Source organism: Streptomyces sp. NPDC043726 (assembly GCF_056436565.1).
The window spans coordinates 532105-546851 of sequence record NZ_JBWKCI010000004.1; the positions used below are offsets into that span (position 1 = coordinate 532105).

12 protein-coding genes are annotated in these 14747 nt (G+C 71.8%); 8 read left to right on the forward strand and 4 right to left on the reverse strand.

The annotated features are described in order from the left end of the window. Positions 1 to 24: 24 nt before the first annotated feature. From AC068Z_RS14615 to AC068Z_RS14635, 5 genes are read left to right on the forward strand one after another with little or no spacing between them, the layout of a single operon-like run. Entirely contained in the window at positions 25 to 1539 is a 1515-nt protein-coding gene (locus AC068Z_RS14615) for a type I restriction-modification system subunit M (RefSeq protein ID WP_478555002.1), read from the forward strand. Beyond that, positions 1536 to 2666 (forward strand): restriction endonuclease subunit S, encoded by a 1131-nt coding sequence (locus AC068Z_RS14620; protein ID WP_478555004.1) that lies wholly within the window; start codon positions 1536 to 1538, stop codon positions 2664 to 2666. The genes AC068Z_RS14615 and AC068Z_RS14620 overlap by 4 nt, the downstream gene beginning before the upstream one ends. Positions 2667 to 2710: 44 nt before the next feature. Continuing rightward, a complete protein-coding gene (locus tag AC068Z_RS14625) occupies positions 2711 to 6298 on the forward strand; it encodes a DEAD/DEAH box helicase family protein (protein WP_478555006.1) in 3588 nt (1195 codons plus the stop codon). 16 nt (positions 6299 to 6314) lie between these two features. Further along, positions 6315 to 6977 (forward strand): HD domain-containing protein, encoded by a 663-nt coding sequence (locus tag AC068Z_RS14630; protein WP_478555008.1) that lies wholly within the window; start codon positions 6315 to 6317, stop codon positions 6975 to 6977. 9 nt (positions 6978 to 6986) lie between these two features. Next, positions 6987 to 8090: a GNAT family N-acetyltransferase gene (locus tag AC068Z_RS14635; RefSeq protein WP_478555010.1), complete on the forward strand. Its 1104-nt coding sequence runs from the start codon at positions 6987 to 6989 to the stop codon at positions 8088 to 8090. Here the strand turns inward: AC068Z_RS14635 and AC068Z_RS14640 are convergent. Together AC068Z_RS14640 and AC068Z_RS14645 are read right to left on the reverse strand one after the other, a co-directional pair. Further along, the gene (locus AC068Z_RS14640) at positions 8087 to 8350 is read right to left on the reverse strand and encodes a DUF4031 domain-containing protein (RefSeq protein WP_451719064.1); all 264 of its coding nucleotides are present in this window, start codon (positions 8348 to 8350) and stop codon (positions 8087 to 8089) included. The two genes, AC068Z_RS14635 and AC068Z_RS14640, sit on opposite strands and share 4 nt — an antisense overlap. Continuing rightward, positions 8347 to 8730, reverse strand: a complete 384-nt coding sequence (locus AC068Z_RS14645; protein WP_478555012.1) for a hypothetical protein — start codon at positions 8728 to 8730, stop codon at positions 8347 to 8349. The genes AC068Z_RS14640 and AC068Z_RS14645 overlap by 4 nt, the downstream gene beginning before the upstream one ends. A 55-nt stretch (positions 8731 to 8785) precedes the next feature. On the opposite strand from AC068Z_RS14645, the gene AC068Z_RS14650 reads away from it, so the two are divergent. Genes AC068Z_RS14650 through AC068Z_RS14660 form a run of 3 tightly spaced genes read left to right on the forward strand, consistent with a single transcriptional unit; the run spans position 8786 to position 12028 of the window. Beyond that, positions 8786 to 9673 carry a MurR/RpiR family transcriptional regulator gene (locus tag AC068Z_RS14650; RefSeq protein WP_478555014.1) on the forward strand — a complete coding sequence of 296 codons (888 nt, stop codon included), beginning with the start codon at positions 8786 to 8788 and terminating at the stop codon, positions 9671 to 9673. A gap of 56 nt (positions 9674 to 9729) precedes the next feature. Beyond that, positions 9730 to 10665 carry an N-acetylmuramic acid 6-phosphate etherase gene (gene murQ, locus AC068Z_RS14655; RefSeq protein WP_478555016.1) on the forward strand — a complete coding sequence of 312 codons (936 nt, stop codon included), beginning with the start codon at positions 9730 to 9732 and terminating at the stop codon, positions 10663 to 10665. A gap of 16 nt (positions 10666 to 10681) precedes the next feature. Next, on the forward strand, positions 10682 to 12028 hold the full coding sequence (locus tag AC068Z_RS14660) for a PTS transporter subunit EIIC (protein WP_478555018.1): 1347 nt from the start codon (positions 10682 to 10684) through the stop codon (positions 12026 to 12028). On the opposite strand, the gene AC068Z_RS14665 is transcribed toward AC068Z_RS14660, so the two are convergent. Both AC068Z_RS14665 and AC068Z_RS14670 read right to left on the reverse strand, forming a co-directional pair. Next, on the reverse strand, positions 12025 to 13086 hold the full coding sequence (locus AC068Z_RS14665; RefSeq protein WP_478555020.1) for a tyrosine-protein phosphatase: 1062 nt from the start codon (positions 13084 to 13086) through the stop codon (positions 12025 to 12027). The two genes, AC068Z_RS14660 and AC068Z_RS14665, sit on opposite strands and share 4 nt — an antisense overlap. A gap of 150 nt (positions 13087 to 13236) precedes the next feature. Further along, a complete protein-coding gene (locus AC068Z_RS14670; RefSeq protein WP_478555022.1) occupies positions 13237 to 14718 on the reverse strand; it encodes an MFS transporter in 1482 nt (493 codons plus the stop codon). Positions 14719 to 14747: the final 29 nt, after the last annotated feature.

Genomic DNA, 14747 nt, shown 5'->3' on the forward strand with positions numbered 1-14747 from the left:
GTGGTGGGCCGTAGGATCCTTCGTGTGATTACGGGCGAGCTGAAGAGCAAGGTGGACCGCGTCTGGGACGCGTTCTGGTCGGGTGGGATCTCCAACCCGCTGGAGGTCATGGAGCAGATCACCTATCTGCTCTTCGTCCGCCGCCTCGACGAGCTCCAGACCGTCAAGGACCGGATGGCCCGCCGCGGCTTCGAGGACACCAGCCCGTTCTTCGGACCGAAGCAGCAGGACCTGCGCTGGCAGAACTTCAAGAACGCCGAGCCGGCGAAGATGTTCGCCACCGTCGCGGACGAGGTCTTCCCCTACCTGCGCGCGCTCGGCGGCGAGCACTCCACGTACTCGCACCACATGAAGGACGCCCGCTTCACGATCCCCACGCCCAACCTGCTGTCCAAGGTCGTCCTCCTCCTGGAGGGCATCCCGATGCACGACAAGGACACCAAGGGCGATCTGTACGAGTACATGCTCGGCAAGATCGCGACGGCTGGGCAGAACGGCCAGTTCCGCACGCCTCGGCACATCATCCAGCTGATGGTCGAGATGACCGAGCCGAACCCGCGCGACGAGATCTGCGACCCCGCCTGCGGCACGGCCGGCTTCCTGGTCGGCGCCTCCGAGTACGTCCAGCGGGTGCACCGGGACGACCTGGTCGAGGCCGACCACCAGCAGCACTTCAACAGCAGCATGTTCCACGGCTTCGACTTCGACTCGACCATGCTCCGCATCGGCTCGATGAACATGCTCCAGCACGATGTCGCGAGCCCGGACATCCGCTACCGCGACTCGCTGTCGCAGAGCGCGGGCGAGGAGACCGACCGCTATTCGCTGATCCTCGCCAACCCGCCGTTCGCCGGCAGCCTCGACTTCGAGACGACCTCCGACGAACTGCTGAAGGTCGTCCGGACGAAGAAGACCGAGCTGCTGTTCCTGGCGCTCTTCCTCAAGCTGCTCAGGCCGGGCGGCCGGGCCGCGGTGATCGTCCCGGACGGTGTGCTGTTCGGCCCGTCCAAGGCGCACAAGGAGATGCGCCGGATCCTGGTGGAGGACCAGAAGCTCGACGCCGTGGTCAAACTCCCCTCCGGGGTGTTCAAGCCGTACGCCGGAGTCTCCACCGCCATCCTCTTCTTCACGAAGACGGACTCCGGCGGCACCGACGACGTCTGGTTCTACGACGTCCGCGCGGACGGCTTCAGCCTCGACGACAAGCGGACCCCGCAGCTGCCCGAGGACCGCTTGGGAGTGCGCGCCGCCGACCTGACGGCCGAGGAGCACGCGAAGAACAACCTCCCGGACATCCTGGCCCGCTGGAAGCGCCGCACCACCGACGAGCGCGCCCGCGCCCGCACGGAACAGAGCTTCTGCGTCCCGAAGTCCGAGATCGCCGCGCAGGACTACGACCTCTCCCTGAACCGCTACAAGCAGGTCGTCCACGAGGAGCTGGTGACCCGGCCGCCGCTGGAGATCCTGGACGAGCTGGAGCGGCTGGACAAGGAGATCGAGGCGGGGACGGCGAAGCTGAGGGAGATGCTGGGCAAGTGACCTGGGAGAGCGTTTCCTTCCTGGAGGCCGTGGCGGACGTCTCGTCGGGGAACACCAAGGTCCCGAAGTCTAAGTACGCGACCGCGGGGGAACTGGCGGTCGTCGATCAGGGGCAGGGGCTGATCGCGGGCTACGTCGGCGACACCGCGCTCGCGCACCGGAGCGCGGCGCCGGTCATCGTCTTCGGGGACCACACCCGCAACCTCAAGTTCGTGGACTTCCCGTTCGCCATGGGCGCCGACGGCGTCAAGGTGCTGTCGCCGCGCCCGGGCTTCGATCCGAAGTACCTGTACTGGTATCTGACTTCGGTGCGGATCCCGAATGCCGGGTACTCCCGCCACTTCAAGTTCCTGAAGGACGTCACGGTGGTCAAGCCGCCGCTGGCGGAACAGCGGCGCATCGCCGCCGCCCTGGACCAGGCCGACGCCCTGCGCGTCAAGCGGCGCCGGGCGATCGAACTCCTCGACGATCTCACCGAGTCGGTCTTCCTCGACATGTTCGGCGACCCGGTGGCCAACCCGCGGGGCCTGGACCAGGTCCCCCTCACCGAGGCCTGCGCCGCCTACAGCGGCGGCACCCCGTCGAAGGCGAACCCGGCGAACTGGCAGGGGGACGTCCCCTGGTTCAGCGCCAAGGACCTGAAGCAGCCGGACCTCTTCCGCTCCGAGGACACGATCAGCGCCGAGGTGCCGAAGACCACCACGCTCAAGCTGCTGCCCGCCGACACCGTGGCCATCGTCGTGCGCGGAATGATCCTCGCGCACAGCTTCCCGGTGTGCGTGCTGCGGGTGCCGGCCACCATCAACCAGGACCTCAAGGCCCTGCTGCCGAAGGCCGAGCTGGACGCCCAGTTCCTCGCGCACTGTCTGCGGGCCCAGCGGGGCCACGCGCTGCAGCAGGTCTCCCAGGCCGCCCACGGCACGACCCGGCTGGACGCGCAGGGCCTGGCCAACCTCCAGGTGCTCCTCCCGGACCCGGAGCGGCAGCGGGAGTTCGCCCGCCGCGTCTCGGCGGTCCGGGCGCTGAAGGCCGAGCAGGAAACCCACCTCGCCGACCTCGACGAGCTCTTCCTCTCGCTCCGGCAGCGCGCCTTCACGGGCAGCCTCTGGGAGCCCGACGCCGCTTAGTCACACCGCTCGGTCCAGTCACACACAGGGGGGACGGCTCCGCCATGGTCGACGACGGAAACAGCCGGGAGGAGAAGCGCACGGGGGAAGCCTCCGGCGCCGGGGAAAGCCGTAGCCCGGAAGAGGCCAGGAGTGTCGCCGCCGCCCGCAACCTCGGGCAGCCGCCGAGCAACTTCGGCTTCCTGCGCGAGGAGTGGCCCGCCCTCTACGACGAGGCCCGCCGCGCCGAGCGCCTCGCCCACGCCGACCCGCGCACCTCCTGCTTCTATGCCCGCCGGGTGCTCGAGCTCGCCGTGCACTGGATGTACGACCACGACGCGGCGCTGCGTGCGCCGTACCGCAACGAGCTGAGCGCGCTGCTCAACGAGCCGAGCCTGCGGAATCTGGTCACCCCCGCTCTCAGCGCGAAGATGGACCTCGTCCGGCGCCAGGGCAACCACGCCGTGCACCGCCCGGCGCCGGTGCAGGCGAGGGACGCGGTGCGGACGGTCGCCGAACTGTTCCACGTCCTCTACTGGTTCGCCCGTACCTACGCCCCCACCCCCGAGGCCGCTCCGGCCGCGGGCCTCTCGTTCGACAGCGCGCGCATCCCGCGCCCGGTGCCCGCCGAGGTCCGGCTGCGCCGCCAGGCCGAGCTGAAGAAGCAGGCCGAGGAGGACCAGGCACGCTGGGACGCCCAGGCCGAGGAGCTGGCCGAGGAGCGCGCCAAGGGCGTACGGCTGGCCTCGGAGGTGGCCCGGCTGCGGGCTCGCGTGACCGAGTTGCGCAAGGCCAACGAGGCCCGGCCCGACACCCACGACTACGACGAGGCCGCCACCCGCGACCTGTTCATCGACCTGCTGCTGAAGGAGGCGGGCTGGGATCTCGCCGAGGAGCGCGACCGGGAGTTCCCGGTCCAGGGCGAGCCGGGCGTCCTCGGCACGTCCGGCAAGGGATACGTGGACTACGTCCTGTGGGGCGACGACGACCGGCCCCTCGCCGTCGTGGAGGCCAAGCGCACCCGCGTCGACGCCCGCGCGGGACGGCAGCAGGCCCAGCTCTACGCCGACGCGCTGGAGGCCGCGTACGGCCTGCGGCCGGTGATCTTCTGCACCAACGGCTACGAGACGTATCTGTGGGACGAGGGCAACGGCTATCCGCCGCGCCGGGTGCGGGGCTTCCGCACCAAGGACGAGCTGCACTGGCTGATCCGCCAGCGGGCCGGCCGGCTCGCCCTGAAGTCCTCCAACGTCAACGACGGCATCGCGGGCCGCGACTACCAGCGCGCTGCCATCCAGCGCGTCGGCGAGAGCTTCGAGCGGGAGCGCCGCCGGCGGGCCCTGCTCGTCATGGCGACCGGCACGGGCAAGACCCGTACCACCGTGGCCCTGGTCGAACTCCTCCAGCGGGCGGGCTGGGCGCGCCGCGTCCTCTTCCTCGCCGACCGCCAGGCGCTGGTCACCCAGGCCGTGCGGGCGTTCAAGGAGCATCTGCCGAACAGCGTGACGGTCAACCTCCTCACCGAGAAGAAGACCGACGCGCACATCTACGTCTCGACGTACCCGACGATGATGAACGCCGTCGACGAGCTGACCGAGGACGGCCGCCGCCGCTTCGGGCCCGGCTTCTTCGACCTGGTCGTCATCGACGAGGCGCACCGCTCGGTCTACGACAAGTACGGCGAGCTCTTCGAGTACTTCGACAGCCTCCTGCTGGGCCTGACGGCGACGCCCAAGGACGACGTCGACCACAACACCTACCAGCTGTTCCAGCTGATCGACGGCGTCCCCACCGACTCCTACAGCCTCGACCAGGCGGCCACGGACGGCTTCCTGGTGAAGCCGCACGTCGTGGACGTGCCCTTCGACTCGCTGCGCCGCGGCTTCCGCTACGACGACCTCACCGAGGAGCAGCGGGAGGCCTGGGACAACCTGGAGTGGACCGAGGACGGCCAGGTCCCGGACGAGGTCTCCGCCGACGAGGTCAACCGCTTCCTGTTCAACGCCCCCACCGTCGACAAGGCGCTGGAGGTGCTGATGCGGCACGGACTGCGCGTGGAGGGCGGGGACCGGCTCGGCAAGACGATCGTCTTCGCGAAGAACAACCAGCACGCGCTGTTCATCGAGGAGCGCTTCAACCTCCACTACCCGCGGGGCGCCGGGCGCGACGCCCGGGTCATCACCTACCGGGAGAAGAACCCCCAGCAGCTCATCGACGACTTCTCCGACCCGGCCAAGGCGCCGGACATCGCGATCTCCGTCGACATGCTGGACACCGGCATCGACGTGCCCGAGGTGCTGAACCTCGTCCTGTTCAAGCCGGTGTACTCGCGCACCAAGTTCTGGCAGATGATCGGCCGCGGCACCCGGCTGTGCCCGGACGTCTACGGTCCCGGCCGGGACAAGGACGGCTTCCACGTCTTCGACCTGTGCGGGAACGCCGAGTTCTTCAACCAGGAGCTGGACCGCGCCCAGGCCCGGCGGGCGCCCTCGCTCACCGAGAAGCTCCGCCTGCGCCAGCTCGACCTGCTGCGCGCGCTGGACCGCCGGCACACCCCCGACCCGGCGCAGGACGGCGGCCCGGACGCCGTCGACACCGAGGCCGCGCTGCGCTGGGCGGCGGCCCACCGGCTGCACCGGACCGTGCGGGGCATGAACCTGGACAACTTCCTCGTACGGCCGCACCGCCGCCATGTCGAGGAGTTCGGCGGGGACTTCGCCGCCTGGCACCGCGTCGACGACGACGCGGCCCACGCCCTGGCCGAGGACGTCCTCGGCCTGCCCTCCGACTACTGGCCCGAGGGCGAGGACAAGAGCGAGGAGGCCAAGCGCTTCGACCTGCTCGCCTACCGCCTCCAGCTGGCGGCCCTGGAGGGCGGCCCCGACTACGGCCGGCTGCGCGCCCGGCTCCGGGAACTGGCCGAGGTCCTCCTCGGCAAGCGGAACATCCCGGACGTCCGGGACCGGGCGGCCCTGCTGGAGGCGGTCGCCGACGAGGCGTGGTGGCAGGACGTGACGGTCCCGATGCTGGAGCACGTCCGGCGGCGGCTGCGCGGACTCGCGCACCTGATCGACACTCCGGCCGGCCGGAGGATCGTCTTCACGGACATAGCGGAGGACCACGGGGACCTGTCGGAGATCGAGCTCAGGGGCCTGCCCGTCGGCACGGACGAGGAGCGGTTCAAGCAGAAGGCGCGCGCCTATCTCCAGGGCCACCGCGAGCAGGAGCCGGTGCGCAGGCTGTGGCGGAACGAGCAGGTCACGGCCGCGGACCTGGCCGCCCTGGAGAAGGCCTTCCTCGCCGAGGGGGTCGCCTCCGCCGAGGACCTGGAGCAGCAGCGGGCGGCCGACGGCGGGCTCGGGGTCTTCCTGCGCCGGATCGGCGGCCTGGACCGGAGCGCGGCACAGGCGGTCTTCGCCGGCTTCCTCGCCGCCCCCGGCCTGACCGCGGTCCAGGTCGACCTGGTCGGGCTGATGGTCCGGTACGTGGCGGCGAACGGGCTCGTCGGGATCCGCGAGCTGTACGAGAACAGCCTGTTCAACAACCGCGGGATCATCGACGACCACTTCACGGACGACGAGATCGACGCGCTGGAGGCGGTGTTCGGAGAGCTGCGGGCCCGGGCGATTCCCGGTGCGGAGGACGGGGGGTGAGCCGGAGAATGGGCGCATGGCCGATCTCGACGCTCTGCGCTCCCGTTTCGTTCACGCCCTCGACGCGGTCCGCGGCCCCGGCGGCGGGCCCGAGGCGGCGGTGTACGCCGAGAACCTGCTCGCCCGCTGGCAGGAGCCGCAGCGGCGGTACCACACCGTCGACCATCTGACGGCGGTCCTCGACCAGGTCGACGTCCTGGCGGAGTACGCCGCCGACGCGGACGTGGTGCGTCTCGCCGCCTGGTTCCACGATGCCGTCTACCACCCGGACCGTTCCGAGAACGAGGAGCGGTCCGCGCGGCTCGCCGAACGCGCCCTGGCCGAGGCCGGGGTCCCGGAGCCGCGGGCCGGACAGGTCGCCCGCCTGGTCCGGCTCACCGTCACGCACGACCCCGCCGACGACGACCCCGACGGCCAGGTGCTGTGCGACGCCGACCTCGCGATACTGGCGGCGCCGCCCACCGCGTACGCCGCCTACACGGCCGCGGTCCGCGAGGAGTACCACTTCGTGCCGGGCGACGCCTTCCGCGCGGGCCGGTCCGCGGTCCTGCGCCAGCTCCTCGATCTGCCACGGCTGTTCAGGACGCCGTACGGGCAGGAGAAGTGGGAGGCCACCGCGCGTTACAACCTCGCCTCCGAACTGGAAATGCTGTCGCTCCCCTCCGCGCCGTCCGCATAGCCTGCCCCCATGGAACACAGGGGCGGGGAACGCGTACAGGAAGCGGTGGCGGGCTCGGTGGCCCTGCTGCGGACGGCGGCCGGGCAGGACTGGGACGCGGTCAAGGCCGCGCGCTCGACCTGGACGTGCCGCGAGGCAGCCGTCCACATCGCCTACGACCTCATCGTCTACGCCGGCCGTCTGGCGGCCCGGGGCCGCACCCGGCACGTCCCCTTCCAGATCACCCCCGACGAGAGCACGGGCAACGAAGGGCTGCTCCACATCATCGAGATGACCGGCGCGTTGCTCACCGCCACGGTCGACACCACCCCCCGCCACCTGCGCGCCCCGCACCCCTGCCCCTACGGCACCGCCAACCCCGAGGGCTTCGCCGCCCTGGGCGTCGGCGAGGTGCTGCTGCACACGTACGACATCGCCGAGGCCCTGGGTCTGACCTACGAACCGTCCGCCGAACTGGCCGAGTTCGCGCTCACCCGGCTCCTGCCGCAGGTCCAGCCGGGGCCCACCCCGTGGAGCACCCTGCTGTGGGCCACCGGCCGCGGTGAGCTGCCGGGCCGCCCGCCCGTCACCGACTGGCACTGGGTCAACAACCTCGTCGTCCCCGCCGAGCGGCTCACCCTGGAGAGCGTGACCCCCGCGGTCGCCGCCGACCTCGCCGCCGGCGGCGACGGAGGCTTCACCTGGGTCGGGGGCGGCCCGTTCGAGGGCACCCGCGAGGCCTCCGGGATGCTGCTCAAGGCGTACGAAGCGGGCGTGCACCGGCCGGACTTCAGCGTCTTCGTCCTGGTCCGGCACGAGGACGACCGTGCCGTCGGCGCCCTCGGCTTCCACGGCGCCCCGGACGAGGAGGGCCGCGTCGAGATCGGCTACGACCTCGCGGAGTCGGCCCGCGGCAACGGCTACGCCACGGAGGCGCTCCGGGCCCTGTCGGAATGGGCGCTGGCCAGGGACGACGTACACACCCTGCTGGCGACGATAGACGAGGCCAACCTGCCGTCGCAGGGGGTGGTGACACGGGCGGGGTTCACCCGGGCCACGCTGGAGGAGGAGCGGGCGATGGGAGAGCGCAGAGAGGCGAACGGCCCGCTCCAGGTGTACCTCCGTACCGCCTAGGCTCTGCCCTTCGGCCTGCGCAGGCCCGAGCCGTTCAGCAACCGCACGACCTCCCGGCTGCTCACCTCGACGGCTCCCGCGGCCACCACGTCCGCGTACCGGTGCGACGGTATGTCGTAGTGGTCCCGTTCGAACGCGCGCCTGGGTACGCCGAGCCGTTCCGCGAACGCGTGCAGCTCGGCGTAGGAGACATCGCTGACCATGTGGGACCACATCCGGCCGTGACCGGGCCAGGTCGGCGGGTCGATGTAGACCGTCACGGCGCCGCGGGCCCGCCCGAGCACGACCCCAGTGAGCCGACCGAGGCCACCCTCACTCCCGCCTTGTGGCACACCCACTGCGGATCGGGCCCGAGTTCCGGTTCCACGTCCAGCGCGTGCGGATCGCCGGTCCCGCACACCGGGCACAGCGGCCAGCGTCCGTACCGCTCCAGCAGGGCGTCCTGGACGTCCTGCGCGACCAGTCCGGCGACGAACTCGGCACCGTCCGGCCACTGCTCCACCCACCAGCGGCGCTGGGTGACGGAGTCCTCGACCAGCGAGACCACGTCCGCCTCGGCGACCTGGCCCGCGACCAGATCGGCGAGTACGAGCGCGCGGGCGGCGTGCAGGGCCTGTTCAAGCGGACCGATCGACTCCATGCTGCCATTGTGCGCGCTCTTGACCTCGGCCCGGCACCGAAAATATCTTTCACATGTGCCCCAGGAAGTGAAGGAAATTTTCGGCGGTGCTCTCGCCGCGAAAGTCCGCACACTGGCCCCGTCGATGACGCGCTCCATGCAGCGGGTCGCCGAGGCCGTCGCGAGCGACCCCGCCGGCTGCGCCGCCCTCACCGTCACCGGCCTCGCGGAACTCACGGGTACGAGCGAGGCCACGGTCGTCCGGACGGCCCGGCTGCTGGGCTACCCCGGCTACCGCGACCTGCGGCTCGCCCTCGCCGGACTCGCCGCCCAGCAGCAGTCCGGGCAGGCGCCCTCGATCACCACGGACATCGCGGTCGACGACCCGATCGCCGACGTCGTCGCCAAACTCGCCTACGACGAGCAGCAGACCCTCGCCGACACCGCCGCCGGACTCGACACCGTCCAGCTCGGCGCGGCGGTCACGGCGGCCGCCGCGGCCCGGCGGATCGACGTCTACGGCGTGGGGGCGAGCGGCCTCGTCGCCCAGGACCTCACCCAGAAGCTGCTGCGCATAGGGCTGATAGCCCACGCGCACAGCGACCCGCACCTCGCCGTGACCAACGCGGTCCAGCTGCGCGGCGGTGACGTGGCGATCGCCATCACGCACTCCGGTTCGACCGGGGACGTGATCGAGCCGCTGCGGGTGGCCTTCGAGCACGGCGCCACGACCGTGGCGATCACCGGGCGCCCCGACGGCCCGGTCGCCCAGTACGCCGACCACGTACTGACGACCTCCACGGCCCGCGAGAGCGAGCTGCGCCCCGCCGCCATGTCCTCCCGGACCAGTCAACTGCTGGTCGTCGACTGTCTGTTCGTGGGGGTCGCGCAGCGGACCTACGAGACCGCGGCGCCCGCGCTCGCGGCCTCCTACGAGGCACTGGCCCACCGGCACCGGCGCTAGGGCGGGCCGCGCGGCCATCGGTCGACCCCACCAGTTCCCGTACGTGGAAAGAGCCCATGACCTCTGCATCCAACCCCCGTGAGCTGCGCGCCGAGTTGGAGTCCCTCACCACCGAGGCCTTCCGCCCCGAACTCGCCGACATCGACCGGCTGCCCACCCTCGACATCGCCCGCCTGATGAACGGCGAGGACACCTCCGTGCCCGCCGCGGTCGCCGCGCGGCTCCCCGAGATCGCCGCCGCCATCGACGCCGTGGCGGACCGGATGGCGCGCGGCGGACGGCTGGTCTACGCGGGCGCGGGCACCGCGGGCCGGCTGGGCGTCCTCGACGCCTCCGAGTGCCCGCCCACCTTCAACACCGACCCGACCCAGGTCGTCGGCCTGATCGCGGGCGGCCCCGAGGCCATGGTGACCTCGGTGGAGGGCGCCGAGGACTCCAAGGAGCTGGCCCGCGCCGACCTGGACGCCCTCGCACTCACGCCCCTCGACACGGTGGTCGGCGTCTCGGCCTCCGGCCGCACCCCGTACGCGATCGGCGCGGTCGAACACGCCCGAGCCCTCGGCGCCCTGACGGTGGGCCTGTCCTGCAACGCGGACAGCGCCCTCGCGGCCGCCGCCGACCACGGCATCGAGATCGTCGTGGGCCCGGAGCTGCTCACCGGCTCCACCCGGCTGAAGTCCGGCACGGCACAGAAGCTCGTGCTCAACATGATCTCGACGATCACGATGATCCGGCTGGGCAAGACGTACGGGAACCTGATGGTCGACGTACGCGCCTCCAACGACAAGCTGCGCGCCCGCTCGCGCCGGATCGTCGCGCTGGCGACGGGCGCGGACGAGGAGGAGATCGAGCGGGCGCTGGCGGCGACCGACGGAGAGGTGAAGAACGCCGTCCTGGTCCTGCTGGCGGAGGTGGACGGCAAGACGGCCGCCCGCCTTCTGGAGGAGTCCGGCGGCCATCTGCGTGCCGCGCTGGCGGCGGCGGGCGGCTGAACCCCAGTCTCGGGTGGTGACCACCTCGTACGACACCACCGCGGCCGCGATCCTCCCCCTGGTGGGCGGCCCCTCGAACGTCACCTCCGTCGCCCACTGCATGACCCGCCTGCGCCTGGGCCTGGCCGACCGCTCCCTGGTCGACGAGGAGGCGCTGAGGGCGGTGCCCGGGGTCCTCGGGGTGGTGGAGGACGACACCTGCCAGATCGTGCTGGGGCCGGGGGTGGTGGCGCGGGTGACGGCGGAGTTCGAGGCGCTCCGCCGGAAGGGGGCACAGCAGGAGCGGAACGCGACCCCGGTGAAGCTGGCGCTGCGGCGGGTGGCGAACGTCTTCGTGCCGCTGATCCCCGCGCTGATCGGCTGCGGGATCCTGGCGGGCCTGAACGGCCTGCTGCTGAACCTGGGCCTGCTGCCGGCCCTCACCCCGGCCCTGTCGGTCCTGGCCGGCGCCTTCATGTCCCTGATCGCGGTGTTCGTCGGCTGGAACACCGCGAAGGAGTTCGGCGGAACGCCGGTGCTGGGCGGGGCGGTGGCGGCGGTCGTGGTCTACCCCGGGGTGGCGAAGGTGACGGCGTTCGGCATGACCCTCGCCCCCGGCCAGGGAGGCGTGCTGGGCGCGCTGGCGGCGGCGCTGCTGGGGACGTACGTGGAGAAGGCGTGCCGCAGCAGACTGCCGGGGACCCTCGACGTCCTGCTGACCCCCACGCTGACGGTGCTGCTGGCGGGCCTGACCACGCTCTACGGCCTCATGTACGCGGCCGGCGAGATCTCCACGGCCATCGGCACGGCCGCGAACTGGCTCCTGTCGACGACCGGCGCGCTGGCGGGCCTGGTGCTGGGCGGCCTGTTCCTCCCGCTCGTGATGCTGGGCCTGCACCAGGCCCTGATCCCCATCCACACCACGCTGATCGAACAACAGGGCCACACGGTCCTGCTGCCGATCCTGGCGATGGCGGGCGCGGGGCAGGTGGGCGCGGCGCTGGCGGTGTACGTCCGCCTGCGCCACGACACCTCCCTGCGGACCACGATCAGGTCGGCGCTCCCGGCGGGCCTGCTGGGCGTGGGCGAGCCGCTGATCTACGGCGTGTCCCTGCGCCTGGGCCGCCCCTTCCTCACGGCGTGCGTGGGCGGGGCGGCCGGCGGCGCGTTCGTGGGCGGCTTCGCGATGCTCGGGGACTCGGTGGGCTCGACGGCGATCGGACCGTCGGGCTGGGCCCTGTTCCCCCTGCTCGCGGGGAGCGGCGGCCTGTGGTGGACGGCGGGGATCTACGCGGGCGGCCTGCTGACGGGGTACCTGGTCGGATTCGCCACCACGTACCTCTTCGGCCTGCCCAGCGCCCGCCGACGCCCCGGTCCCGGTTAGCCGACCAGCAGCTCCGACTTCAGCTCGCGCAGGTCGCGGGCGTCGATGCCGAGGCCCTCGCGCAGGTAGGAGTCGAAGGAGCCGTACTCCTCCCGGACCTCGTCGTAGCCGGAGTTCAGGTACTCGGGGCGGACGTCCAGCAGCGGCTTGTAGATCTTGGCCTGGGCGGCGGGCAGCGAGGACAGGACCGCCTCGTTGGCCGCGGCCCGGTAGGTGTTGCTGGCCAGGTAGTCGGCCATGACCGTCTCCCGCGGCACGCCGAGCGCCGTGAGCAGGGCCGCGCTGGACCAGCCCGTACGGTCCTTGCCGGCCGTGCAGTGGTACAGGACCCCGTGCCGCGACTCGTCGGCCACACCGGCGTACACCGCGCTGTACGCCGTACGCGCCGAGTCCGCGCTGACGAAGACCTTCTCGCCCTCGACCATCATCGCGACCGCTTCGGCCTCGGACTCGGGCATGGTCGTGAAGGTGCCGGACGCGCCGATGACGTCGGCCACGGTGTACGTCGCGCCGGCCGGGACACGGTCGGGGTCGGCGGTGCGCTCGGACTGCATCCGCAGGTCGAACACCGCCCGGATGCCGAGCCGCTCCAGCTTGGCCACGTCGGCGTCGCTGAGGTGGTTCAGGGCGTCGGAGCGGTAGACCTCACCCATCCTCACCCACTGGCCGTCCTTGGTCCGGTAGCCGCCGGCGTCACGGAAGTTGACCGCGCCGTCGAGCCGGATCAGCCGGTCCGCGAGGTGCAGCGAGCCGCCGCGCTCGGGCACCAGGTCGAACCACTGGCGGTCGGCGGCGGCCAGCCCGCGCACGGTGACATCGCCCTTCGCCCCGCCCTTCGCGACGACCTTGCCGCCTGCCTTCACGGTGACCTTCCGCACCCCGGGCGCCGTCCAGACGATCCGGTACGAGCCGTCGTCGCCCGCGGTCACGGTGGCCGTGGTGAAGGGGATGCGGGCGCTTGCGTGGTGGGAGCTGTGGGCGGTGGCCGGGACGGCCGTGGCGGAGGCGGCGAGCGCGGTGACCGCGAGGGCGACAGCGGTGCGGGTGAGGTTCTTCATGAGGCGGATGCTGTGTGCACACATCGACATCCCGGTGAACGCGAGCCGACTGGCAGCTTCTGCCGTGATGGCAGTTTGTGCCACCCCATGGCGAGGGCCCGCCGGTCGTCGCGGCACGACGATCGGCGGGCCCGGTCACGAGCCGGGTGCTCAGGACTTCGCCGTCGCCTCCGCCGGGGCCGGGGTGCCTTCCGGCGCCGCGGACAGGGCGGCGGCGGGGCGCTGGCGGGGGATGAAGGAGGCGACCACGAAGGCGAGGAGGGCCGCTCCCGCGCCCACGGCCAGGACCACCTTGAAGCCGTTCTCGGAGGGCAGCGCGTAGCCGCCGAAGTCCGTTGTCAGCTGGGCCAGGATGACGCCCGCGATGGCGCTCGCCGAGGACGTTCCGATGGACCGCATCAGCGTGTTGAGGCTGTTCGCGGCGGCCGTCTCGGAGGCGGGGACGGCCCCCATGATCAGCGCGGGCATCGAGCCGTAGGTGAAGCCGATACCGGCGCCGATGACACAGGACACCAGCACGAAGTGCCAGACCTCGGACATGAGGAGGATGTTGAGGACGTAGCCGCAAGCCACGATCAGCGCACCGATCATCAGCGTGACCTTGGGTCCCCTGGCCTTGGAGACGGCGGCCGAGACGGGGGCGGTGGCCATCATGACCAGCCCGGACGGCGCCATGACGAGGCCCGCGACCAGCATCGACCTGCCGAGGCCGTACCCGGTCTGCTCGGGCAGCTGAAGGAGCTGCGGCAGGACGAGGGACATCGCGAACATCGCGAAGCCGACGGCGATCGAGGCGAGGTTGGTGACCAGCACCTGACGGCGGGCGGTGGTGCGCAGGTCGACCAGCGGCTGCTCCACCCGCAGCTCCCACCAGCCCCAGGCCGGCAGGACGGCCACGGCCGCGACGAAGAGGCCCAGCGTGGTGCCGCTCGTCCAGCCCCAGTCGGCGCCCTTGGAGATGGCGAGCAGCAGACAGACCAGGCCCGTCGCCATGCCCAGGCCGCCGACCAGGTCGAACCGGCCGCCGGTGCGGACCTTGGACTCCGGCACGAAGAGCACGACGAGCACGGTGGCGACGGCACCGAGGGCGGCCGAGGTCCAGAACAGCGCGTGCCAGTCGAAGTTGTCGGCGATCAGCGCGGCGGCGGGCAGACCGAGGGCGCCGCCGATGCCGAGGGAGGCGCTCATCAGCGCGGTGGCGGAGGCGAGCCGTTCGGCAGGGAGTTCGTCGCGCATGATGCTGATGCCGAGCGGGATCACACCGGAGGCCAGACCCTGGAGCACCCGCCCGACGACCATCGGGATCAGCGAGTCGCTGAGCGCGCACACCAGCGACCCGGCGACCAGCAGCGCGGCGCTGACCAGCAGCATGCGCCGCTTGCCGAACATGTCGCCGAGCCGGCCGACCACCGGGGTGGCGACGGCGGCGGCGAGCAGGGTGGCGGTGACCGCCCAGGCGGTGTCGGAGGCCGGGGCGTCCAGGAGCTTCGGCAGCTCCGGGACGATCGGGATGACCAGGGTCTGCATCAGCGAGACGACGATGCCGGCCAGGGCCAGCACCGCCACCACGACATTCGTCCGCGGTGGGGCGGAACCCCCCGCCGGGGCGGGCTGGGCGAGGGAGTCGGACATGGGGAGGCCTCCGTCGGATGAAGAACTTG

What these genes read in the sequence shown, in the direction of transcription:
- AC068Z_RS14625 (WP_478555006.1), top strand. Translation starts at nt 2,711, where the DNA reads ATGGTCGACGACGGAAACAGCCGGGAGGAGAAGCGCACGGGGGAAGCC.
- AC068Z_RS14630 (WP_478555008.1), top strand. Translation starts at nt 6,315, where the DNA reads ATGGCCGATCTCGACGCTCTGCGCTCCCGTTTCGTTCACGCCCTCGAC.
- AC068Z_RS14635 (WP_478555010.1), top strand. Translation starts at nt 6,987, where the DNA reads ATGGAACACAGGGGCGGGGAACGCGTACAGGAAGCGGTGGCGGGCTCG.
- AC068Z_RS14645 (WP_478555012.1), bottom strand. Translation starts at nt 8,730, where the DNA reads ATGGAGTCGATCGGTCCGCTTGAACAGGCCCTGCACGCCGCCCGCGCG.
- murQ (WP_478555016.1), top strand. Translation starts at nt 9,730, where the DNA reads ATGACCTCTGCATCCAACCCCCGTGAGCTGCGCGCCGAGTTGGAGTCC.
- AC068Z_RS14665 (WP_478555020.1), bottom strand. Translation starts at nt 13,086, where the DNA reads ATGAAGAACCTCACCCGCACCGCTGTCGCCCTCGCGGTCACCGCGCTC.
- AC068Z_RS14670 (WP_478555022.1), bottom strand. Translation starts at nt 14,718, where the DNA reads ATGTCCGACTCCCTCGCCCAGCCCGCCCCGGCGGGGGGTTCCGCCCCA.